The organism is Azospira sp. MPR-E4, from assembly GCF_058809645.1.
On record NZ_JBXAST010000010.1, the window covers coordinates 32,123 to 53,685 of the forward strand.

Below are 21,563 nucleotides of genomic sequence, written 5' to 3' on the forward strand. Positions count from 1 at the left end.
GGGGGCGGCGTGGCGCCTTTTTTGTCGTTCAGGGCTGGGCCAGGAAACGCTGGATGGCCTGGCGCAACTGGGGGTCGTTGGGCGTGGTGCGGCTGCCGAAGGACAGCACGGTCTTGCCGTTGCGGTCGATCAGGTACTTGTGGAAATTCCATTGCGGCACCTGGCCGGTGGCCTTGGCCAGGGCCTTGTAGAAGGGGTTGGCGTCCTTGCCCACCACCGAGGTCTTGGCCAGCATGGGGAAGCGCACGCCGTAGGTGAGGCGGCAGAAATCGGCGATCTCCTGGTTGGAGCCCGGTTCCTGCTGGCCGAAGTCGTTGGCCGGGAAGCCCAGCACCACCAGGCCCTGGCCCTTCAGTTCGGCGTAGAGGTCTTCCAGGCCGTCGTACTGGTTGGTGAAGCCGCAGTAGGAGGCGGTATTGACCACCAGCAGCACCTTGCCGGCGTACTGGCAGAGGGGCTGGGGCTTTTCGTCCTGCAGGGCGGGGAAGGTGTGCTGCAGCAGGGGCGGGCAATCGGCGGCGCTGGCCGGCATGGCGGTTCCTATCAGGCTGAACAGGACGAGGAGGGCGGGCAGAACTCGGGCGGCAAGTCGGGACATGAATCCTCCGGGCAGGGGCAGGTCGATCGCTCCAGGCCAGCAGCCCGGCTTACTCAAGACAGCAACTGGCGGCTCCGGGTTCCCGGCCCAGGCCCCCGCACGAAGGCGGACGCAGCAAAAAAGCAGGGAACCGGGCGGCATTGGCGCTGTCTGTAGCTGCGCGCCCCCAACTCCAACAGAGAAAACATAAAAATGCTCTACCCGGAACTCTTCACCAGCCTGGAAAAAGCCCGCTGGAACATGGCCGACGACATTCCCTGGGACCAGTTCGACGCCGGCCTGCTCTCCGACGAGCAGGTCATCACCATCAAGATGAACGCCATCACCGAATGGTCCGCCCTGCCGGCCACGGAGATGTTCCTGCGGGACAACAAGGACGATTCCGACTTTTCCGCCTTCATGTCCATCTGGTTCTACGAAGAGCAGAAGCATTCCCTGGTGCTGCAGGAATACCTGCGCCGCTTCCGTCCCGAGCTGGTGCCGACGGAGGAGGAGCTGCACGCCGTGCGCTTCGAGTTCGACCCGGCCCCGCCCCTGGAAACCCTGATGCTGCATTTCTGCGGCGAAGTGCGTCTGACCCAGTGGTACCGCCGGGCCAGCGAATGGCACACCGAACCGGTGATCAAGGCCATCTACGACCACATCTCCCGGGACGAGGCCCGCCACGGCGGCGCCTACCTCAAGTACATGAAGCGGGCCATCGACAAGTTCGGCGACAGCGCCCGGGCCGCCTTCGCCAAGCTGGGCATGCTGATGGCCGCCAGCGGCCGTTCCGGCAAGCCCCTGCACCCCACCAACCTGCACGTTAACCAGAGCCTCTTCCCCAACGACACGGTGCAAAGCCGCCTGCCGGACCCGGAATGGCTGGAACGCTGGCTCGACACCCAGATCTGTTTCGACAAGACCTGGGAAGCCCGGGTGGTGGGCGGCATCCTGCGCAACCTCTCCAGCCTCTTCGACCAGACCTTCGAGACGGTGCAGGACCTGAGCCGCTACCGCAAAAGCCTCAAGGTGGCCTGAGGCGGTCCCGCCGCTTCCCCCCCTTTTCTCCCTCACCGGCCCGGCGGCGCCAGCCTGGCGCCCCGGCTCTGGTAAAATCTCCCGTCTTTGCGGCCGCCACCGGGCGGCCAGCCGTTCTGCCGTGGAGAAATAGCAATGTACAAGTCCCCCCTCATCCAGGATCTGCACGATCGCGGGCTCATCGCCCAGCTGACCGACGCCCAGGCGCTCGATCAACTGCTGACCCAGGAGTCGGTGACCCTCTATTGCGGCTTCGATCCCACCGCCGACAGCCTGCACCTGGGCCATCTGGTGCCGGTGCTGATCCTGAAGCGCTTCCAGGAAGCCGGCCACAAGCCCATCGCCCTGGTGGGCGGCGCCACCGGCATGATCGGCGACCCCAGCTTCAAGGCCACCGAGCGCAAGCTCAACACCCCCGACGTGATCGCCACCTGGGTGGAGAAGATCCGCGGCCAGGTGATGCCCTTCCTCAAGTTCGACGGCCCCAACGCCGCCCGCATGGCCAACAACTACGAGTGGTTCAGCGGCATGAACTGCCTGGAATTCCTGCGCGACATCGGTAAGCACTTCTCGGTGAACGCCATGATCAAGAAGGAATCGGTGCAGCAGCGCCTGGTGCGGGAAGACCAGGGCATCTCCTACACCGAGTTCTCCTACAGCCTGCTGCAGGGCTACGACTTCGCCGAGCTGTACAAGCGTTTCGGCTGCATCCTGCAGGTGGGTGGCTCCGACCAGTGGGGCAACATCGTCGCCGGCACCGACCTGACCCGCCGCCTGCACCAGCAGCAGGTGTACGGCATGACCGTGCCCCTCATCACCAAGGCTGACGGCACCAAGTTCGGCAAGACCGAATCCGGCGCCGTCTGGCTCGACCCGAAGAAGACCTCGCCCTACGCCTTCTACCAGTTCTGGCTCAACACCAGCGACGCGGACGTCTACAAGTTCCTCAAGTTCTTCACCTTCCTGCCCCTGACCCGCATCGCCGAAATCGAGGCGGCGGACAAGGCCGGCGGCGGCAAGCCCGAAGCCCAGCGCATCCTGGCCGAGGAAGCCACTCGCCTGGTGCACGGCGACGAGGCCCTCAAGGCGGCCCAGCGCATTTCCCACAGCCTGTTCTCCGGCGAACTGGCCTCTTTGACGGAAAACGACCTGGAGCAGCTGGCCCAGGACGGCATGCCCGGCGTCGCCATCGACAAGGCCCAGGGCGGCCTCATCGACGCCCTGGTGGCGGCCAACCTGGCCAAGTCCAAGTCCGAAGCCCGCACCTTCATCCAGAGCGGCAGCGTGGCCATCAACGGCCAGAAGGTGGAAGGCATCGAGCACCAGATCGGCGAAGGCGAGCGCCTCTTCGGCCGCTTCACCATCCTGCGCCGGGGCAAGAAGCAGTACGGGCTGGTGAGCTGGATCTAACGCTGCTTTAAAAGCGTTGGCCACAGAGGGCACAGAGGTCACCGAGAAGGTGATTCTGTGCCCTTGTCGTTTTCAGGGGGCTGCCTGGAGAGGTAGCAGGCATGCGCTTTCTCGGCATGGCATCGCGGGGATGGCCGTCTTTCCTGCCTCCCGGGCCATGCCTACTTTCTTTTCGCCACAGCTACAGGCGCACCCACACCTGCACCTCCACCCGCCGCCAGGGATTTTTGTGGCGGGTGAGGCGGCTGATGCGGGCTTCCAGTACTTCGCCCCGGTCCAGGGCGGCGGCCACGGCGGCGTTTTCCGCCCGGGGCAGGTAGCCCAGCTTGGCCTTGCGCCATTCCACCCGCACCGCCCGGGGATCGTGGGGATTGTCCGGCTCCCGGTGCAGGGTCAGGGGATCGCCCACGGCCATGGCCGGCCACAGGGTGTCGCTGCCGTAATACTGGCTGCCGGCCAGGGGCGAACTCTGTACCAGGATGCGCACCTCGGCGGCTCCCACCGGCGCCGCCAGCAACAGGCACGAGAGCAGGAAGGTCCTAATCGGCGTCGAAGGCATTGCGAATCCATTCCAGGGGCGCGCTCGCCGCCTCGCCCTGCAACAGCACGCAGTCGAAACGGCAGGCGCTGTCGCCCTGTTCCTGCAGCCAGTGGCGGGCCGCCAGGATCAGGCGCTGCTGCTTCTTCCGGGTGATGCTGGCGGCGGCGCCGCCGAAATCCCCGTTGCGGCGCAGGCGCACCTCGACGAAGACCGTGGTGCGGCCGTCGCGGCAGACCAGGTCGATTTCGCCGCCCCTGACCCGGTAGTTGCGCGCCAGCACCTTCAGTCCCCGGCCCTCCAGCCAGGCGGCGGCCCGCGCCTCGGCCAGGCTGCCGTCGGCCTGCCGCGGGTCCCGGGCGGGGGAGGGGGCTGCTGCCGTGGTATCTTTGGCGCCTGTGTTCACGGTCCGGCTCGCGAGTATTGATGACAATTGAATCTGCATTGTATGTGGTCCCCACCCCCCTGGGGAATCTCCAGGACATGAGCCTGCGCGCCGTGGAGGTGCTCAAGGCCGTGCCCTGGGTCGCCGCCGAGGACACCCGCCACAGCCAGCCCCTGCTGCGCCACTTCGGCAGCGGCGCCCGTCTGCTGCCGGCCCACCAGCACAACGAGGAACAGGCCGCCCAGGGGGTCATCGACAAGCTGGCCGCCGGCGAGGCCGTGGCCCTGGTCTCCGATGCCGGCACCCCCGCCGTTTCCGACCCCGGCGCCCGCATCGTCGCCCGGGTGCGGGAGGCGGGCTTCAAGGTGGTGCCCCTGCCCGGCGCCTGCGCCGCGGTGACGGCCCTCTCCGCCTCCGGCCTGATGGCTCCCCATTTCCTCTTCTACGGCTTCCTTCCGGCCAAGGCCGGCCAGCGCCAGAAGGAGTTGGAAGCCCTGGCGGCCCTGCCCTACACCCTGGTCTTCTACGAGGCGCCCCACCGGGTACTGGAATCGGTGGAGGCCCTGGCCGCCGCCTTCGGTCCCGAGCGCACCATCGTCTTCGCCCGGGAACTGACCAAACTGTTCGAGACCATTCACGCCTGTCCCCTGGGCGAGGCCCTGGAATGGCTGAAGGCCGACGCCAACCGCCAGCGCGGCGAGTTCGTGCTGCTGGTGGAGGGGGCGCCGGAGGGTGCGGACGACGGCGCCGGCGAGCGGGTGCTCAAGCTGCTGCTGACGGAAGGCCTGCCGGTGAAGCAGTGCGCCAAGCTGGCCGCCGAAATCACCGGCGCCTCCAAGAACGAGCTGTACCAGAAGGCCCTGGCCCTCAAGGACGCCGGCTGAGGCGAGCGCCGCAGCGGCCCGCCAAGTCCCTACAGACAGTGGGGCAGGGCGGCAGCTAAAATTACGTTTATCAGCCGCAAGGCCCTTTGACGAAGAACTTCCATGCAAATCACCATCACCCGTCCCGACGACTGGCACCTGCACCTGCGCGACGGCGAAGCCCTGGCCGCCGTGCTGCCCCATACCGCCCGCCAGTTCGCCCGGGCCATCGTCATGCCCAACCTGAAGCCGCCGGTGACCACGGTGGAACAGGCTGCCGCCTACCGTCAGCGCATCCTGGCGGCCCTGCCGGCCGGCATGAGCTTTGAGCCCCTGATGACCCTGTACCTGACGGACAACACTCCGGCCGGCGAAATCGCCGCCGCCGTGGCCTCCGGCTTCGTCAAGGCGGTCAAACTCTACCCGGCCGGCGCCACCACCAATTCCGACGCCGGCGTCACCAGCCTGGCCAAGTGCTCGGCAGCCCTGGCCGAGATGGAAAAGCGGGGCCTGCCCCTGCTGGTGCACGGTGAAGTCACCGATCCGGCCATCGATCTCTTCGACCGGGAAAAGGCCTTCATCGACACCGTCATGATTCCCCTGCTGAAGGACTTCCCCGGCCTCAAGGTGGTGTTCGAGCACATCACCACCGCCGACGCGGCGGCCTTCGTTGCCGAGAGCGGCGCCAACATCGGCGCCACCATCACCGCCCACCACCTGCTCTACAACCGCAACGCCATCTTCCAGGGCGGCGTGCGGCCCCACTGGTACTGCCTGCCGGTGCTGAAGCGCGAGACCCACCGCCAGGCCCTGGTGCACGCGGCCATCTCCGGCAATCCCAAGTTCTTCCTCGGCACCGACTCGGCGCCCCATGCCACCGGCGCCAAGGAGGCGGCCTGCGGCTGTGCCGGCTGCTACACCGCCCTGCATGCCATGGAACTGTATGCCGAGTCCTTCGACAATGCGGGCGCCCTGGACAAGCTGGAGGGCTTTGCCAGCTTCCACGGAGCCGACTTCTACGGCCTGCCGCGCAACAGCGGCACGGTCACCCTGGAAAAGAAGGCCCAGGCCGTGCCTGCCAGCCTGGCCTACCTGAGCGGCGACAGCCTGACCCCCCTGCGGGCCGGCGAGAGCCTGCCCTGGACCTTCGTCGCCTGACGACCTGACCGCTCCACAGCCTCCCCGAGGATGCCTGCCATGAAGAAGCCCCTGCTGCTCCTGCCCCTGCTGTCCCTGCCCCTGCTGGCCGGCTGCATCAATGACGCCGCCGCCTATCGCATCGATGGCCGCGACCACGCCATCAGCGTCTCCCGGGAGCAGAACTTCTTCTGGGAGAAGACGGTGAAGTTCGCCGTCATCGCCGCCCGCCTGCCGGACTGCCAGCGCATCCACCTGCTCAATCCGGCTCCCCGCAACACCAGGGTCGAGCTGTGGCAGCCCGGTCCCGGCACCTTCGTGCTGAAGCAGGGCGAGGCCTATTTCCTCACCGAAACCCAGACCTGCAAAGGCTTCCAGAAGCTGGCGGCGGCCCCCCAGGAAGGTCTGGGCGACAAGGTGGGCGTGTTCGAGGAGAAGGGCGACCGCTTCGTCTTCACCCCGGAACCCAAGCCCGCCACGCCGCCGGCTGCGGCGGCGGAAGCGGTGCCGGCCCCCGCCACGGATCCCGCCGCAACGGCTCCCGCCGCGCCCGCGCCGACCCAGCAGTGAGCCGGCCGGCTCCCTACGCCAATCCCCTCTTCGCGCCTCTGGCTCCCTGGCTGGCGCGGCTGCAGCCGCCCTGGCCGCCGGTGCCCGATGCCGCCGCCCTGGCCGGCCTGACGGCGCTGGCGGCCGGTCTGGGGTTGCGCTCGGCCACCGGCCATCCTCTGAGTTTTCCGCCGCCCCGGGACGACGGCCTGGGCTACGAGGCGCGCATCGGCGCCAACGGCCAGGTGGAAACCCGGCCCGACAACTGGCACGACTTCTTCAACGCCCTGGTGTGGTGTGCCTTTCCCCTGAGCAAGCAGGCCATCAACGGCCGCCACCTGCAGGCCCTGGCGGCAGCCGGGGACGGTGCCCCGGGGAGTGGGCGCGGCGGCGCCCGGGATGCCATGACCCATTTCGATGAGTGCGGCGCCCTGGTGCTGTCCAGCGATCCTTCCCTGTTGCAGCTGCTGCGGGAGTTCCGCTGGCAGGAACTGTTCTGGCAGCGCCGGGCGGACCTGGCCGTTTCCCTGCGGGTGGTGGTGTTCGGCCACGCCACCTATGAGTCCCTGCTGGCCCCTTTCCGCGGGCTGACGGCCAAGGCGGTTCTCTACGAGGTGGATGCGGCAGTCCTGGCGGCGGTGGACCGGGGCGACCTCTCGGCCCTGGATGCGCGCCTGGCGACTGAGCTGGCCGCCGGCCACCACGGCCGGCCCCGGGAGCTGCAGCCCCTGCCGCTGCTGGGCCTGCCCGGGGTGGCCCCGGACAACGAAAATCCGGACTATTACGCCGATACTTGGCAATTCCGTCCGGGGCGGCGCGCCAAGCCCGTATAATGGCGGGGTGAAGCTGGCCAGGCAGCCGCTGGGTATTCGTACCGAGAGGAAAGTCCGGGCTCCATAGAGCGGGATGCTGGCTAACGGCCAGGCGCTATAAGCCGCAAGGCGAAGGCGACGGAAAGTGCAACAGAGAGCAGACCGCCGATGGCTCCGGTGCAAACCGGGGATCAGGCAAGGGTGAAACGGTGGCCGGACCTCAGGTCCGGACGGGCCGGCGCAAGCCGGTTCGGGGTAAGAGCCCACCGCGGCTGTGGCGACACAGACGGCACGGTAAACCCCATCCGGAGCAAGGCCAAATAGGGGAGCATCAGGCGTGGCTCGCGCTGCTCCCGGGTAGGCTGCTTGAGCGCCGTGGTAACACGGCGCCTAGAGGAATGGCTGCCAGGCGGCGGAGGTTCGTCTCCAACGCCCAACAGAACCCGGCTTATCGGCCAGCTTCACATCCCTTCCCGTATTTCCCAGACCCCCGCCTGTAGCCGGGGCTGGCAGGCGTTCGCCCGTCGTTCTTTCAGCTTGTCCCCATCCTTCTTTCTTGCGCTCGTCGTTTTGCCCGTCACTCCGATGGCATGGGATGCCCGGAGGGCGGATTGCGCCCTTCAACTCCTAATAAAGTACTTTCAGTTTGATTTGTATCAATATTGATTTTTAAGGAAATTTTTTCTGTAAAATTTTGTCAGAAAGCGCTGTAAGCCCTTGTCGCAAAAGAAAAAAATGCCATTTCCCCATTGACGCTAAGGTTTGAGTGCACTAAAGTGGTGAAACGTGGTGTTCGGTGGTGAATTGTGGAGTGAGCGAAATCCTCCCGCCTGCCGAAGGACCTCGGGGGAAACCAGGGGAAGTCATGTTTCAAGGGGCGGATACGCTGAGTCTGGATGCGAAGGGGCGGCTGGCTGTGCCAGCACGTCACCGGCCCGAACTCGCCCTCAATTCCGCCGGCCGCCTGGTGGTCAATTACCACCCCCACGGTTGCCTCAAGGTCTATCCCGAGTCGGTATGGCAGCCCATCGCCGACAAACTGTCCAAGATCGCCACCATGAATCCCGCCACCGCCGCGGTGCGCCGGGTGATCCTGGGGACCGCTTCCGTCCAGGAAGCCGATTCCACCGGACGTCTTCTTCTCCCTCCCGCCCTGCGTTCCCTGGCCAAGCTGGATAAACAGGTGATGCTGGTGGGCATGGGTGACCACTTTGAAATCTGGAGCGAGGACTCCTGGGCCAAGCAGAACGAGCTGGCCCTGGCGGCGCTCCAGGATCCTGAGGCTCTCGCCAGTTTCGAGGGCATTGTTCTGTGACCACCGAACGTAGTACCCACGTCACCGTGCTCCTGCAGGAAGCGGTGACGGCCCTCCGCGTTGACCCGCGGGGCGTCTATGTGGACGGCACTTTCGGCCGCGGCGGGCACAGCCGGCTGATCCTCGAGTCCCTCGGGCCCGAGGGGCGGCTGGTGGCTTTCGATCGGGACCCCCGGGCCATCGCGGCCGGGGCGGCGATCCAGGACAAGCGTTTTTCGCTGCATCACAGCCCTTTCAGCGAGATGGGGGAGGTGTTGCAGCAACAGGGAATCGGGCTGGTGGACGGGGTGCTCCTGGATATCGGAGTGTCTTCGCCCCAGATCGATGAGGGAGAGCGGGGCTTCAGCTTCAGATTCGATGCCCCTCTCGACATGCGCATGGACACCACCCGGGGCGAAACCGCCGCGGAATGGCTGGCCAGCGCCGATGAGACGGAAATTGCGGAGGTTATAAGGGACTATGGGGAAGAACGGTTTGCTAAGCAGATTGCAAAGAAGATTGTGGCTGCTCGGTCCGAGCGGCCTGTTGCAACCACAAGGCAGCTTGCCGCGCTCGTCGCTGAAGCCGTGCGGACCCGCGAGCCCGGTCAGGACCCGGCGACGCGAAGCTTTCAAGCTATACGGATTCATATCAATCAAGAGCTCCAGGAGCTCTCGCTAGCCCTCTCCCAGGCCCTGGCGCTGCTCAAGCCCGGCGGCCGACTGGCGGTGATTTCCTTCCATTCCCTGGAGGATCGCATCGTCAAGAATTTCCTGCGTGACCAAGCCGAGCCTGCCAGTCACCTGCCCAAGGGTCTGCCCCTGCGCGCCGACCAGTTGCCCCAGCCGACCCTGGTGCTGGTGGGCAAGGCGGTGCGGGCCTCCCGGGAGGAAGTGGCGGCCAATCCCCGTTCCCGCAGCGCCATCATGCGCGTGGCGGAACGCACCGCAGTGCCCCTGAGCCGGAAGGTGGCCTGAGATGCTGCGCCTCAACCTGTTCCTGCTGCTGGCGGCCATGATCTGCGCCCTGGGCGTGGTCACCTCCCAGCACAAGGCGCGCAAGCTGTTCCAGGAACTGGAAGGGGAGCAGGAGCGGGCCCGCAGCCTGGACGTGGAATGGGGCCAGCTGCAGCTGGAACTGTCCACCTGGGCCACCCATCCCCGCATCGAGAAAATCGCCCGGGACAAGCTGCACATGCATGCGCCGGAGCCGGCGAAGGTGATCAACGTGCCCGCAGGAGGCCGCTGAGATGGCCCGGGCCCGCAGCCACCGCTACACCGAAAGCCCGGTGCTCCAGCTGGCTTTCCCCGCCTGGCGCTCCCGCCTTGCCGCCCTCGCCTTGCTCGGGGGCTTTGCCGTTCTGGCCGGCCGTTCCTTCTATCTGCAGGTGATCAACAACGATTTCCTCCAGGAAAAGGGCGAATCCCGCTATCGCCGGGAGCTGGAAATCTCCGCCTCCCGCGGCCGCATCACCGACCGCAACGGCGACGTGCTGGCCGTGTCCACCCCCATGCGCTCCATCTGGGCCATCCCGGCGGACGTCAAACTGACCCCGGAGCAGTCCCAGAACCTGGCCAAGATGCTGGAAATGGACGGCCGCGAGCTGAACCGCCGCCTGGCCGAGGACAAGAACTTCGTCTACCTGAAGCGGCAGATCCCGCCGGACACCGGGGAGCGCATCGCCGCCCTGAAGCTGCCGGGCATCCACCAGAACAAGGAATACCGCCGCTACTACCCCTCCGGCGACATGACCGCCCACATCGTCGGCTTCACCGGCGTGGACGACAAGGGCCTGGAGGGCGTCGAGCTGGCCTTCCAGGACCAGCTTCTGGGCCGCCCCGGTTTCCGCAGCGTGATCAAGGACCGCCGCGGCCAGATCGTCGAGGACGTGGGCTCGGTGAAGCCGCCCCAGGACGGCAAGGACATCACCCTGGCCCTGGATTCCAAGATCCAGTACCTGGCCTTCTCCCAGCTGAAGCAGGCGGTGGACGACAACGACGCCAAGGCCGGCGGCGCCGTGGTGGTGGATGCCCGCAGCGGCGAAATCCTGGCCCTGGCCAACTGGCCCACCTACAACCCCAACAACCGGGCCAACCTGTCCGGCGCCCAGTTGCGCAACCGGGCCGTCACCGACACCTACGAACCCGGTTCCACCATGAAGCCCTTCTCGGCGGCCCTGGCCCTGGAGAAGGGCAAGTTCCGTTTCGATTCGGTCATCAACACCGCCCCGGGCAAGCTGACCATCGGCACCGCCACCATTTCCGACTCCCACGCCCACGGTCTGCTGACCCTGGCCCAGGTGATCCAGAAATCCTCCAACGTGGGCATCGCCAAGGTGGCCGGCACCTTCCCGGCCGAGGAAATGTGGACCATGTTCGACAACCTGGGCTTCGGTCAGGCGCCCAAGCTCGGCTTCCCCGGCGAAGTGGGCGGCCGCCTGCGGCCGTGGAAGACCTGGCGCCCCATCGAACAGGCCACCATGAGCTACGGCCATGGCATTTCCGTTTCCCTGATGCAGATGGTGCGGGCCTACACCGTGTTCGCCCGGGACGGGGAGCTGATTCCCCTGACCCTGCTCAAGGGCGACGGCAATCCGGTGAAGGGCGAGCGGGTGTTCTCGCCCCAGACCGTGCGCGAGGTCCGGGCCATGCTGGAAATGGCGGTGCAGCCCGGCGGCACCGCGCCCAAGGCCCAGATCCCCGGCTACCGGGTGGCAGGCAAGACCGGTACCGCCCACAAGCTGGAAGGCGGCGTCTACGCCCGCAAGTACGTGGCCTCTTTTGTCGGCCTGGCCCCGGCCAGCGACCCCCGCCTGATCGTCGCCGTGATGATCGACGAGCCTTCCAGCGGCAAGCACTTCGGCGGCGACGTGGCCGGTCCGACCTTTGCCAACATCATGAGCGGTGCCCTGCGCACCCTGGGCGTGCCCCAGGATGCGGCCCTGCAGGTGGCCGGCTCCAACGCCGGCAAGGAGGCCCTGTGAGCGGCGCCATCGTGGCACAGGCCCTTCTCGACCAACTACGCGCCCGGGGCGCCGCCGTCACCCGGCTGGAGAACGACAGCCGCCGGGTGCAGCCCGGCGACGTCTTCGTCGCCTATCCCGGCCATGCCGCCGACGGCCGCAGCTTCATCCCCGCCGCCCTGGAGAAGGGTGCTGCCGGCGTCTTCTGGGAAGCCCGGGATTTTGCCTGGAATCCTGCCTGGGCCGCCGTGCCCCAGCTGGGCGTGGACAACCTGCAGTCCTTCGCCGGCCATCTGGCCAACCTGGTCTATGGCCGGCCTTCGGAGCAGCTGGCCCTGGTGGGCGTCACCGGCACCAACGGCAAGACCACCTGCAGCCAGTGGATCGCCCAGGCCCTGGGCGGCGCTGGCCGCCCCTGCGCCGTCATCGGCACCCTCGGCAACGGCTTTCCCGACGCCCTGGGCGAAGCCGCCAACACCACGCCCGACGCCCTGGCCCTGCACCGCCTGCTGGCCGAGTACAAAGCTGCCGGCGCCGTCGCCTGCGCCATGGAAGTCTCTTCCATCGGCCTCGACCAGGGCCGCTGCCATGGCGCCCGCTTCTCCGTCGCCGTGTTCACCAACCTGACCCGGGACCATCTGGACTACCACGGCACCATGGCCGCCTACGGCGCCGCCAAGGAGCGGCTCTTCGCCTGGCCCGAGCTGAACGAGGCGGTGATCAACCTGGACGATCCCTTCGGCCGGGAGCTGCTGGCCCAGACCACCGCCAGCCTGCGCATCGGCTACACCCTGGAAGGCCGCCAGGCGCCCGAGGCCGACTGGCTCCTGTCTGCCGAAAACCTGCGCCATGGCGCCGAAGGCCTGGCCTTCACCCTGATCGCCCCCCAGGGTCGGGTGGAGGTGGAAACCGGTCTGGTGGGCCGCTACAACGTGGCCAACCTGCTGGCCGTGGCCGGCGCCCTGCTGGCCCTGGGCCTGCCCCTGGAAACGGTGGGCCAGCGCCTGTGCCGCCTGACCCCGCCCGCCGGCCGCATGCAGCGTTTTGGCGGCAAGGGCCTGCCCCTGGTGGTGGTGGATTACGCCCACTCCCCCGATGCCCTGGAAAACGCCCTGACCGCCCTGCGGGAAGTGGCCCAGGCCCGGGGCGGTCGCCTGCACTGCGTCTTCGGCTGCGGCGGCGACCGGGACAAGGGCAAGCGCCCCCTCATGGGCAGCGTCGCCGCCCGCCTGGCTGATGAAGTGCTGCTGACCAGCGACAACCCGCGCAGCGAAGACCCCCTGGCCATCCTGGCCGAGATTCGTGCCGGAGTACCGGAGGCGGCGCTGGAGGCGGAGCGGGAGGTGGCGGTGGCCCACGCCGTGCTGCGGGCGGACGTGGCCGACGTGGTGCTGGTGGCCGGCAAGGGCCACGAGCCCTATCAGGAAATCATGGGTGCCGCCGGCCTGGTGCGGCGCCCCTATTCGGACATCGAGGCCGTGGCGCGGGCCCTGCAACAGCGCGCCGGGAGCATGGCAGCATGATGGATCTATTCGAAGTGGCCCGGGCCACCAACGGCACCGCCTACGGCAGCAACGTGCTGTTCGGCGGCGTTTCCACCGATAGCCGCAGCGTCGGCCGCGGTGAGCTGTTCGTCGCCCTGCGCGGCGAGCGTTTCGACGGCCACGAATACCTGGCCCAGGCCAGCGAGCGGGGCGCCTGCGCCGCCGTGGTGGCCGTGGATACGGTGGAACAGCTGCAGGGCAAGGTCAGCCTGCCCCTGGTGGCGGTGGCCGACACCCGCCTGGCCCTGGGCGCCCTGGCCGGCTACTGGCGGGCCAAGTTCTCCCTGCCCCTGATCGCCGTCACCGGTTCCAACGGCAAGACCAGCACCAAGGAAATGATCGCCTCCATCCTCCAGGCCCAGGCCGTGCTGGATGGCTACGATCCGGCCATGGTGGTGCTGGCGACCCAGGGCAACTTCAACAACGACATCGGCCTGCCCCTGACCCTGCTCAAGCTGCGCACCACCCACCGTTCCGGCGTCATCGAGATGGGCATGAACCATCCCGGCGAGATCGGCTACCTGACCCGCCTGGCCCAGCCCACCGTGGCCCTGGTGACCAACGCCCAGCGCGCCCACCTGGAAGGCATGGGCGACCTGCAGCAGGTGGCCGAGGAAAAGGCCACCATCTATGCCGGCCTGAAGCCCGGCGGCGTCGCCCTGGTCAGCGCCGACGACGCCTTCGCCGCTTACTGGAAGGGCGTGAACGAGCGTCGCCGTGTCGTCACCTTCGGCCTGGACAAGCCGGCCGACGTGGGCGGCAAGGTGCAGCTGCACGGTCTGGAAACCCGCATCGACCTGACCTCGCCCAAGGGCAATGCCGCCATCCGCCTGCGGGTGCCCGGTCTGCACAACGCCCGCAATGCCGTGGCCGCCGCCGCCGCCGCCCTGGCCGGCGGCATCTCCCTGGCGGCCGTGGTCGGCGGGCTGGAGTCCTTCCGTGGCGTCAAGGGCCGCCTGCAGCAGAAGCAGGCCGCCACCGGCGCCGTCATCCTGGACGACACCTACAACGCCAATCCGGATTCGGTGCGGGCCGGCATCGACGTGCTGGCCGCCACCGTGGGCCGCAAGATCCTGGTGCTGGGCGACATGGGTGAGATCGGCGCCATGAGCGGCCAGTATCACGACGAAATCGGCGGCTACGCCAAGTCCCAGGGCGTGGACCAGCTCCACTGCCTGGGCGAGGCCGCGGCCCAGGCGGCGCGCAACTTCGGCGCCGGCGGCCACCACTACAAGAACCTCGAGGCCCTGGTGCAGGCGGTGCAGGCCGAACTGACCGGCGATACCACCGTGCTGGTGAAAGGCTCCCGCTTCATGAAGATGGAGCGGGTGGTGGACGCCCTGACGGCGCCGGCCGCCAACCAAAATTCCAAGGAGAACAGCTGATGCTGCTGCTGATCGCCCAATGGCTGGGCCAGGATATCCGGGCCTTCAACGTCTTCAACTACATCACCCTGCGCATGGTGCTGGCCGCCATGACCTCCCTGCTCATCTCCTTTGTCGCCGGTCCCGGCGTCATCCGCTGGCTGGCGGCGAAGAAGATCGGCCAGGCGGTGCGCACCGACGGCCCCCAGACCCATCTGGTGAAGACCGGCACCCCTACCATGGGCGGCGTCCTCATCCTCATCGCCATCGGCATCACCACCCTGCTCTGGGGCGACCTCTCCAACCGCTACGTCTGGGTGGTGCTGGTGGTGACCCTGGGCTTCGGCGCCGTGGGCTGGTACGACGACTGGAAGAAGGTGGTGTACCGGGACCCCAACGGCCTGGCTTCCCGCTGGAAGTTCTTCTGGCAGTCCGTCTTCGGCCTGGCCGCCGCCGTCTATCTGGGGCTTTCCGCCACCGGCCCGGCCCAGACCGAAGTGATCATTCCCTTCTTCAAGGCCTTCTCCTATCCCCTGGGCGTGATCGGCTTCATCACCCTGACCTACTTTGTCATCGTCGGCACCTCCAACGCGGTGAACCTCACCGACGGCCTGGACGGTCTGGCCATCATGCCCACCGTCATGGTGGCGGCGGCCCTGGCGGTCTTCGCCTACGTCGCCGGCCACGCCGGCTACGCCAAGTACCTGTTCCTGCCCTATGTGCCGGGCGCCGGCGAGCTGGCCGTGTTCCTCGGCGCCCTGTGCGGCGCCGGCCTGGGCTTCCTGTGGTTCAACGCCTATCCGGCCGAGGTGTTCATGGGCGACGTGGGCGCCCTGGCCCTGGGCGCGGCCCTGGGCACCGTGGCGGTGATCGTGCGCCAGGAAATCGTGCTGCTGATCATGGGCGGCGTCTTCGTCGTCGAAACCCTGTCGGTGATGCTGCAGGTGAGCTGGTTCAAATACACCAAGAAACGCTACGGCGAGGGGCGACGCATCCTGCTCATGGCGCCCCTGCATCACCACTTCGAACAGAAGGGCTGGAAGGAAACCCAGGTGGTGGTCCGCTTCTGGATCATCACCATCATGCTGGTGCTGTTCGGCCTCTCCACTCTGAAGCTGCGTTGAAACTGCGTTAAGCGAAGGCAATAGAACGAAATGAACGTCCAAGGCAAACAGGCGGTGGTAGTGGGACTCGGCGAGTCCGGCCTGGCCATGGCCAAATGGCTGGCCCGGGAAGGCGCGCGGGTGCGCGTCGCCGACAGCCGTGCCCTGCCGCCCAATGCGGACGCCTTCCGCAGCGCCGTGCCGTCTGCGGAGCTTGTCACCGGCCCGTTCCAGGCCGCTACCTTCGCCGGGGCAGATTTCATCGCCATCTCCCCGGGGGTGCCGGTGGAGCAGGTGAGCGCCGTGGCCGGCGCCGTGCCCCTGGTTTCCGAAATCGAACTCTTTGCCTGGGCCCTGGGCCGCTACAGCCCCGCCGCCAAGGTCATCGCCATTACCGGCAGCAACGGCAAGACCACCACCACGGCTCTCACCGGCGCCCTCGGTGCCGCCGCCGGCCTTAACACCCGGGTCGCCGGCAACATCTCCCCCGCCGCCCTGGACGCCCTGATGGATGCCCTCGACGGCAACGACCTGCCGCAGCTGTGGGTGCTGGAACTGTCCAGCTTCCAGCTGGAAACCACCCACAGCCTCAACGCCGACGCCGCCACCGTGCTCAACGTCTCGGAAGACCACCTGGACCGCTACGCCGGCTCCATGGACCGCTACACCGAGGCCAAGGCCCGCATCTTTCAGGGCAAGGGCGTCATGATCCTCAACCGGGACGACGACCGCAGCCTGGGCCTGGGCCGCTGCGGCCGCAACTTCGTCACCTTCGGCCTGGACCAGCCGGGCCGGGCACTGGATTACGGTATTGCTGACGGCTGCTTGATGCGCGGCAACGACAAGCTGCTGGCCCTGGCCGAGATGCAGCTGACCGGCCTGCACAACGCCGCCAATGCCATGGCCGCCCTGGCCCTGCTGGAGGCGGTGGGCGTCGCCCCCGCCGCCGTGCTGCCCGCCCTCAAGGCCTTCAAGGGTCTGCCCCACCGGGTGGAACACGTGGCCCGCATCGGCGCTGTCGATTACTACGACGACTCCAAGGGCACCAACGTGGGCGCCACCCTGGCCGCCATCGAGGGCCTGGGCCGGCCTTTGGCCATCGTTCTCGGCGGCGACGGCAAGGGCCAGGATTTCTCGCCCCTCAAGGCAGCCCTGCAGCAGCACGGCCGTGCCGTGGCCCTGATCGGCAAGGACGGCCCGGCCATCGGCCAGGCCATCGCCGGCTGCGGCCTGCCCACTGAATCCTTCGCCGACATGGCCGCCGCCGTCGCCTGGCTGGCCGCCCAGGCCAAGGCCGGCGACGCGGTGCTGCTGTCCCCGGCCTGCGCCAGCCTGGACATGTACAAGAACTACGCCCACCGCGCCCAGGCCTTCATCGACGCGGTGCAACAGCTGGAGGGCCGGGCATGAGCATGGTCCAGGCCCTCAATCAGCCGCGCCAGGAGCCCACGGAAGTGGACATGCTCCTGCTCTGGTCCGTCCTCGGCCTGCTGGCCCTGGGGCTGGTGATGGTCTATTCCTCCTCCATCGCCACCGCCGAGGGCAGCAAGGCCTTCGGCTACCAGCCGGCCTACTTCCTCATCCGCCACGGCGTCTTCCTCTGCGTCGCCATGGTGGCCGCTGCCGTGGCCTTCCAGGTGCCGGTCAAGGTGTGGCAGGAACTGGCGCCCTGGCTGTTCCTGGCCGGTGCCGTGCTGCTGGCCGTGGTGCTGATCCCGGGCATCGGCCGGGACGTGAACGGCGCCCGCCGCTGGCTGCCCCTGGGCTTCGCCAACCTGCAGCCTTCCGAGCTGATGAAGCTTTTCGCCGTGCTCTACGCCGCCGACTACACGGTGCGCAAGATGCCCCACATGCACGACCTGAAGAAGGCCTTCCTGCCCATGGCTGGGGCCATGGTGGTGATCGGCGGCCTGCTGCTGAAGGAGCCTGACTTCGGCGCCTTCGTCGTCATCATCAGCATCGCCATCGGCATCCTCTTCCTCGGCGGTATGCGGGCCCGGCTCTTCGCCGTGCTGTTCGTGGTGCTGCTGGCCGCCTTCGCCATCCTCATCATCGTCTCCCCCTACCGCCGCGACCGCCTCTTCGGCTTCATGGATCCCTGGTCCGACGCCTTCGGCAAGGGCTACCAGCTGTCCCACGCCCTGATTGCCTTCGGCCGCGGCGAGCTGTTCGGCGTCGGCCTCGGCGGCAGCGTGGAAAAACTGTTCTACCTGCCCGAAGCCCACACCGACTTCCTCCTCGCTGTCATCGCCGAGGAACTGGGCTTCGTCGGCGTCCTGGTGGTGGTGGGCCTGTTCGCCCTGCTGGTGCAGCGGGCCTTTGCCATCGGCCGCCAGGCGGTGGCCCTGGAGCGCCTCTACCCGGCCCTGGTGGCCATGGGTATCGGTATCTGGATGGGGGTGCAGTCCTTCATCAACATGGGAGTGAACATGGGCCTGCTGCCCACCAAGGGCCTGACCCTGCCCCTGATGAGCTTCGGCGGTTCCGGCGTGGTGGCCAACTGCGTGGCCCTGGCCATCCTGCTGCGGGTGGACTGGGAGAATCGACAACTGATGCGGGGAGGCAAGGTATGAGCCAGAAGACCCTGCTGGTCATGGCCGGCGGTACCGGCGGCCACATTTTCCCCGCCCTGGCGGTGGCCGACTACATGCACGAGGCCGGCTGGAACGTGGTGTGGATGGGCAACCCGGCGGGCATGGAAGCCCGGCTGGTGCCCCAGCGCGGCTTTCCCCTGGTGCCGGTGAAGTTCGGCGCCCTGCGCGGCAAGGGCCTGCTGCGCAAGCTGCTGCTGCCCCTCAATCTGCTGCGGGGCTTCTGGCAGGCCTTCCGCGCCATCCGCGTGGTCAAGCCCGACGTGGTGCTGGGCATGGGCGGCTACATCACCTTCCCCGGCGGCATGATGGCCGCCCTGCTGGGCAAGCCCCTGGTGGTGCATGAACAGAATTCCGTCGCCGGCCTGGCCAACAAGGTCCTGGCCGGCGTCGCCGACCGGGTGGTCACCGGCTTCCCCGACGTGATGAAGAACGGGGAGTGGGTGGGCAACCCGGTGCGTCCGGAAATTGCCGCCCTGGGCGATCCCCTGAAGCGCTACGAAGGCCGGGAAGGCAATCTGCACCTGCTGGTGGTGGGCGGCAGCCTGGGCGCCCAGGTCCTTAACGATACGGTGCCCAAGGCCCTGGCCCTGTTCGACGAGGCCGAGCGGCCCCAGGTGGTGCACCAGGCCGGCGAGAAGATGATCGACGCCCTCAAGGCCGGCTACGATGCCGCCGGCGTTGCCGCCCACTGCGTGCCTTTCATCGACGACATGGCCGGTGCCTACGAATGGGCCGATCTGGTGATCTGCCGCGCCGGCGCCCTCACCGTGGCCGAGTTGGCCGCCGCCGGCGTGCCGGCCATCCTGGTGCCCTATCCCCATGCGGTGGACGACCACCAGACCGGCAATGCCGAATTCCTGACCCAGGTGGGCGGTGCCATCCTCCTGCCCCAGAACGAACTGACGCCGGAGCGCCTGGCGCTCCTCAAGGAAATGCCCCGCAGCCAGCTGGCCCAGATGGGCGAGAAGGCGCGGGAGCTGGCCAAGCCCAATGCCACGGCCATGGTGGCCAAGGCATGCATGGAAGCTGCGAGCAAAGAATGAAACACAAGATCAAACATCTGCATTTCGTCGGCATCGGCGGCTCGGGCATGAGCGGCATCGCCGAGGTCATGCTCAATCTGGGCTACCAGGTGTCCGGCTCCGACCTGGGCGAGAACGCCGCCACGGCCCGCCTCACCGCCCAGGGCGCCAAGGTCATCAAGGGCCACGATGCGGCCAATATCGCCGGTGCCGATGCCGTGGTGGTCTCCACCGCCGTCAAGGCCGACAACCCGGAAGTGGTGGCGGCCCGGGAGGCCCACATCCCGGTGGTGCCCCGGGCCCAGATGCTGGCCGAGCTGATGCGCCTGAAGCAGGGCATCGCCGTCGCCGGCACCCACGGCAAGACCACCACCACCAGCCTGGTGGCCTCCATCCTGGCGGAAGGCGGTCTGGACCCCACCTTCGTTATCGGCGGTCGTCTCAATGCGGCCGGCGCCAATGCCCGCCTGGGCTCCGGCGATTTCCTGGTGGCCGAGGCGGACGAGTCCGACGCCTCCTTCCTGCTGCTGTCGCCGGTGATTTCCATCGTCACCAACATCGACGCCGACCACATGGAAACCTACGGCCACGACTTCGGCCGGCTCAAGGGCGCCTTCGTCGATTTCCTCAACCGCCTGCCCTTCTACGGCGTGGCGGTGCTGTGCGTGGATGACCCCAATGTGAGGGAGATCCTGCCCCAGGTGCCCAAGCAGGTGATCCGCTACGGCCTGGACCCGGCCACCTGCAACGTCTACGCCGAGAACATCGTCGAGGCTGGCGGCCAGATGAAGTTCGACGCGGTGCGGGTCAATGGCAGCACCACCCGCCTGCCCATCACCCTCAACCTGCCGGGCCGCCACTACGTACTCAACGCCCTGGCCGCCATTGCCGTGGCCACCGAGGTGGGCGTGGCTGACGAGGCCATCGTCACCGCCCTGGCCGAATTCAAGGGCGTCGGCCGGCGCTTCCAGCGTTACGGCGAAGTGGCCTGCCCGACCGGCGGCAGCTTCACCCTGGTGGACGACTACGGCCACCACCCGGTGGAAATGGCCGCCACCCTGGCCGCCGCCCGCGGCGCCTTCCCCGGGCGCCGCCTGGTGCTGGCCTTCCAGCCCCACCGCTACAGCCGCACCCGGGACTGCTTCGAAGATTTCGTGAAAGTGCTGTCCACCGTGGACACCCTGCTCCTGGCCGACGTCTATGCGGCCGGCGAGCAACCCATCGTCGCCGCCGACGGCCGGGCCCTGGCCCGGGCCCTGCGGGTGGGCGGCAAGGTGGAGCCGGTGTTCGTGGAGGACATCGCCGCCATGCAGCAGACCATTCTGGATTGCGTCCGGGACGGCGATGTGGTGCTGACCATGGGTGCCGGTTCCATCGGCGGCATCCCGGCCAAATTAGCCGCCCAGCCGGCGGCCAAGTAAGTGAGTGTGTGAGAGAGCAATGAACAAGGATTTCGGCAAAGTGGCGGTTCTCTTCGGCGGCAAGTCTGCCGAGCGGGCCGTTTCCCTCAATAGCGGCTCCCGCGTGCTGGCGGCCCTGCAGCATCAGGGCGTGGACGCCCACGCCTTCGATCCGGCGGAACGTTCCCTGGACGAGCTGAAGGGCTTCGACCGGGCCTTCATCGCCCTGCACGGCCGCTTCGGCGAAGACGGCACCATCCAGGGCGCCCTGGAGCTGATGGGCATCCCCTATACCGGCAGCGGCGTCCTGGCCTCCGCCCTGGGTATGGACAAGTGGCGCACCAAGCTGATGTGGCAGGCCGTGGGCCTGCCGGTGCCGGCCTATGCCCTGGTGAACGAACACAGCGATTTCGCCGAGGTGGAAGAGGAGCTGGGCCTGCCCCTGTTCGTCAAGCCGGCCTGCGAGGGCTCCTCCATCGGCATCTCCAAGGTCAAGGCCGAGGGCGGCCTGCAGGCCGCCTACGCCGCCGCCGCCGAGCACGACAAATTGGTGCTGGTGGAGCAGGGCGTCACCGGCGGCGAATACACCGTGGCCATCATCGGCCAGGGCGACGACATGCGGGCCCTGCCCATCATCAAGATCGAGCCGGCCAACGAGTTCTACGACTACGAAGCCAAGTACCTGCGGGACGACACCCGCTACCTGTGCCCCTGCGGCCTTCCCGCCGAGAAGGAGGCCGAGATCCAGGCCGGCGCCCTGAAGGCTTTCCGGGCCATCGGCGGCCGCGGCTGGGGCCGGGTGGACTTCCTCATGGACGAGGCCGGCAACCACTACTACCTGGAGGTGAATACCTCCCCCGGCATGACCGACCACTCCCTGGTGCCCATGGCGGCCCGGGTGGCGGGCATGGATTACGAACAGCTGGTGCTGAGGGTCCTGGCCCTCGCCACCCTGGGCTAAGGACAGC

General features: G+C 67.7%; 21 protein-coding genes and 1 other RNA gene. 19 read left to right on the forward strand and 3 right to left on the reverse strand.

Annotated elements, in window-relative coordinates; all coding sequences use genetic code 11:
* Positions 1–28 precede the first annotated feature (28 nt).
* A complete protein-coding gene (locus tag AC1RTA_RS05080; RefSeq protein WP_492784124.1) occupies positions 29–598 on the reverse strand; it encodes a glutathione peroxidase in 570 nt (189 codons plus the stop codon).
* A gap of 192 nt (positions 599–790) precedes the next feature.
* Between AC1RTA_RS05080 and AC1RTA_RS05085 the strand changes: the two genes are divergently transcribed.
* Entirely contained in the window at positions 791–1,618 is an 828-nt protein-coding gene (locus tag AC1RTA_RS05085; protein ID WP_492784125.1) for a ferritin family protein, read from the forward strand.
* A gap of 135 nt (positions 1,619–1,753) precedes the next feature.
* The gene (gene tyrS, locus AC1RTA_RS05090) at positions 1,754–3,028 is read left to right on the forward strand and encodes a tyrosine--tRNA ligase (protein ID WP_014235375.1); all 1,275 of its coding nucleotides are present in this window, start codon (positions 1,754–1,756) and stop codon (positions 3,026–3,028) included.
* A 181-nt stretch (positions 3,029–3,209) separates the two neighbouring features.
* Here the strand turns inward: tyrS and AC1RTA_RS05095 are convergent, their stop codons facing one another.
* Both AC1RTA_RS05095 and AC1RTA_RS05100 read right to left on the reverse strand, forming a co-directional pair.
* Positions 3,210–3,587 carry an HIRAN domain-containing protein gene (locus AC1RTA_RS05095; protein ID WP_492784126.1) on the reverse strand — a complete coding sequence of 126 codons (378 nt, stop codon included), beginning with the start codon at positions 3,585–3,587 and terminating at the stop codon, positions 3,210–3,212.
* The gene (locus tag AC1RTA_RS05100) at positions 3,568–3,972 is read right to left on the reverse strand and encodes a YraN family protein (protein ID WP_492784127.1); all 405 of its coding nucleotides are present in this window, start codon (positions 3,970–3,972) and stop codon (positions 3,568–3,570) included. Before AC1RTA_RS05100 ends, AC1RTA_RS05095 begins: the two co-directional genes overlap by 20 nt.
* Before the next feature lie 20 nt (positions 3,973–3,992).
* On the opposite strand from AC1RTA_RS05100, the gene rsmI reads away from it, so the two are divergent.
* The 17 genes from rsmI to AC1RTA_RS05185 all read left to right on the forward strand — a co-directional run bounded on the left by rsmI (position 3,993) and on the right by AC1RTA_RS05185 (position 21,556).
* The gene (gene rsmI / locus AC1RTA_RS05105) at positions 3,993–4,835 is read left to right on the forward strand and encodes a 16S rRNA (cytidine(1402)-2'-O)-methyltransferase (RefSeq protein WP_492784128.1); all 843 of its coding nucleotides are present in this window, start codon (positions 3,993–3,995) and stop codon (positions 4,833–4,835) included.
* A 102-nt stretch (positions 4,836–4,937) separates the two neighbouring features.
* Positions 4,938–5,972 (forward strand): dihydroorotase, encoded by a 1,035-nt coding sequence (gene pyrC / locus AC1RTA_RS05110; RefSeq protein WP_492784129.1) that lies wholly within the window; start codon positions 4,938–4,940, stop codon positions 5,970–5,972.
* Positions 5,973–6,011: 39 nt separating this feature from the next.
* Entirely contained in the window at positions 6,012–6,521 is a 510-nt protein-coding gene (locus tag AC1RTA_RS05115; RefSeq protein WP_492784130.1) for a hypothetical protein, read from the forward strand.
* The gene (locus AC1RTA_RS05120) at positions 6,518–7,333 is read left to right on the forward strand and encodes a DUF3025 domain-containing protein (protein WP_492784131.1); all 816 of its coding nucleotides are present in this window, start codon (positions 6,518–6,520) and stop codon (positions 7,331–7,333) included. Before AC1RTA_RS05115 ends, AC1RTA_RS05120 begins: the two co-directional genes overlap by 4 nt.
* Positions 7,334–7,342: 9 nt before the next feature.
* An RNA gene (gene rnpB / locus AC1RTA_RS05125) (RNase P RNA component class A) lies at positions 7,343–7,779 on the forward strand.
* 398 nt (positions 7,780–8,177) lie between these two features.
* The gene (mraZ, locus tag AC1RTA_RS05130; protein ID WP_014235368.1) at positions 8,178–8,627 is read left to right on the forward strand and encodes a division/cell wall cluster transcriptional repressor MraZ; all 450 of its coding nucleotides are present in this window, start codon (positions 8,178–8,180) and stop codon (positions 8,625–8,627) included.
* The gene (gene rsmH / locus AC1RTA_RS05135; RefSeq protein ID WP_492784132.1) at positions 8,624–9,583 is read left to right on the forward strand and encodes a 16S rRNA (cytosine(1402)-N(4))-methyltransferase RsmH; all 960 of its coding nucleotides are present in this window, start codon (positions 8,624–8,626) and stop codon (positions 9,581–9,583) included. Before mraZ ends, rsmH begins: the two co-directional genes overlap by 4 nt.
* Position 9,584: 1 nt before the next feature.
* A complete protein-coding gene (gene ftsL, locus AC1RTA_RS05140; protein WP_014235366.1) occupies positions 9,585–9,854 on the forward strand; it encodes a cell division protein FtsL in 270 nt (89 codons plus the stop codon).
* Position 9,855: 1 nt separating this feature from the next.
* Entirely contained in the window at positions 9,856–11,589 is a 1,734-nt protein-coding gene (locus AC1RTA_RS05145) for a peptidoglycan D,D-transpeptidase FtsI family protein (protein WP_014235365.1), read from the forward strand.
* Complete coding sequence (locus AC1RTA_RS05150; protein ID WP_492784133.1) at positions 11,586–13,091, forward strand: UDP-N-acetylmuramoyl-L-alanyl-D-glutamate--2,6-diaminopimelate ligase; 1,506 nt, start codon at positions 11,586–11,588, stop codon at positions 13,089–13,091. The genes AC1RTA_RS05145 and AC1RTA_RS05150 overlap by 4 nt, the downstream gene beginning before the upstream one ends.
* Complete coding sequence (locus AC1RTA_RS05155; protein ID WP_492784134.1) at positions 13,088–14,497, forward strand: UDP-N-acetylmuramoyl-tripeptide--D-alanyl-D-alanine ligase; 1,410 nt, start codon at positions 13,088–13,090, stop codon at positions 14,495–14,497. Before AC1RTA_RS05150 ends, AC1RTA_RS05155 begins: the two co-directional genes overlap by 4 nt.
* Entirely contained in the window at positions 14,497–15,600 is a 1,104-nt protein-coding gene (mraY, locus tag AC1RTA_RS05160; RefSeq protein WP_014235362.1) for a phospho-N-acetylmuramoyl-pentapeptide-transferase, read from the forward strand. Before AC1RTA_RS05155 ends, mraY begins: the two co-directional genes overlap by 1 nt.
* Before the next feature lie 30 nt (positions 15,601–15,630).
* Positions 15,631–16,989 carry a UDP-N-acetylmuramoyl-L-alanine--D-glutamate ligase gene (murD, locus tag AC1RTA_RS05165; protein ID WP_492784135.1) on the forward strand — a complete coding sequence of 453 codons (1,359 nt, stop codon included), beginning with the start codon at positions 15,631–15,633 and terminating at the stop codon, positions 16,987–16,989.
* Positions 16,986–18,152: a putative lipid II flippase FtsW gene (gene ftsW, locus AC1RTA_RS05170; RefSeq protein WP_130459175.1), complete on the forward strand. Its 1,167-nt coding sequence runs from the start codon at positions 16,986–16,988 to the stop codon at positions 18,150–18,152. Before murD ends, ftsW begins: the two co-directional genes overlap by 4 nt.
* The gene (murG, locus tag AC1RTA_RS05175; protein ID WP_492784136.1) at positions 18,149–19,216 is read left to right on the forward strand and encodes an undecaprenyldiphospho-muramoylpentapeptide beta-N-acetylglucosaminyltransferase; all 1,068 of its coding nucleotides are present in this window, start codon (positions 18,149–18,151) and stop codon (positions 19,214–19,216) included. Before ftsW ends, murG begins: the two co-directional genes overlap by 4 nt.
* A complete protein-coding gene (gene murC / locus AC1RTA_RS05180) occupies positions 19,213–20,616 on the forward strand; it encodes a UDP-N-acetylmuramate--L-alanine ligase (RefSeq protein ID WP_014235358.1) in 1,404 nt (467 codons plus the stop codon). The genes murG and murC overlap by 4 nt, the downstream gene beginning before the upstream one ends.
* 19 nt (positions 20,617–20,635) lie before the next feature.
* Positions 20,636–21,556 (forward strand): D-alanine--D-alanine ligase, encoded by a 921-nt coding sequence (locus AC1RTA_RS05185; RefSeq protein WP_492784137.1) that lies wholly within the window; start codon positions 20,636–20,638, stop codon positions 21,554–21,556.
* Positions 21,557–21,563: the final 7 nt, after the last annotated feature.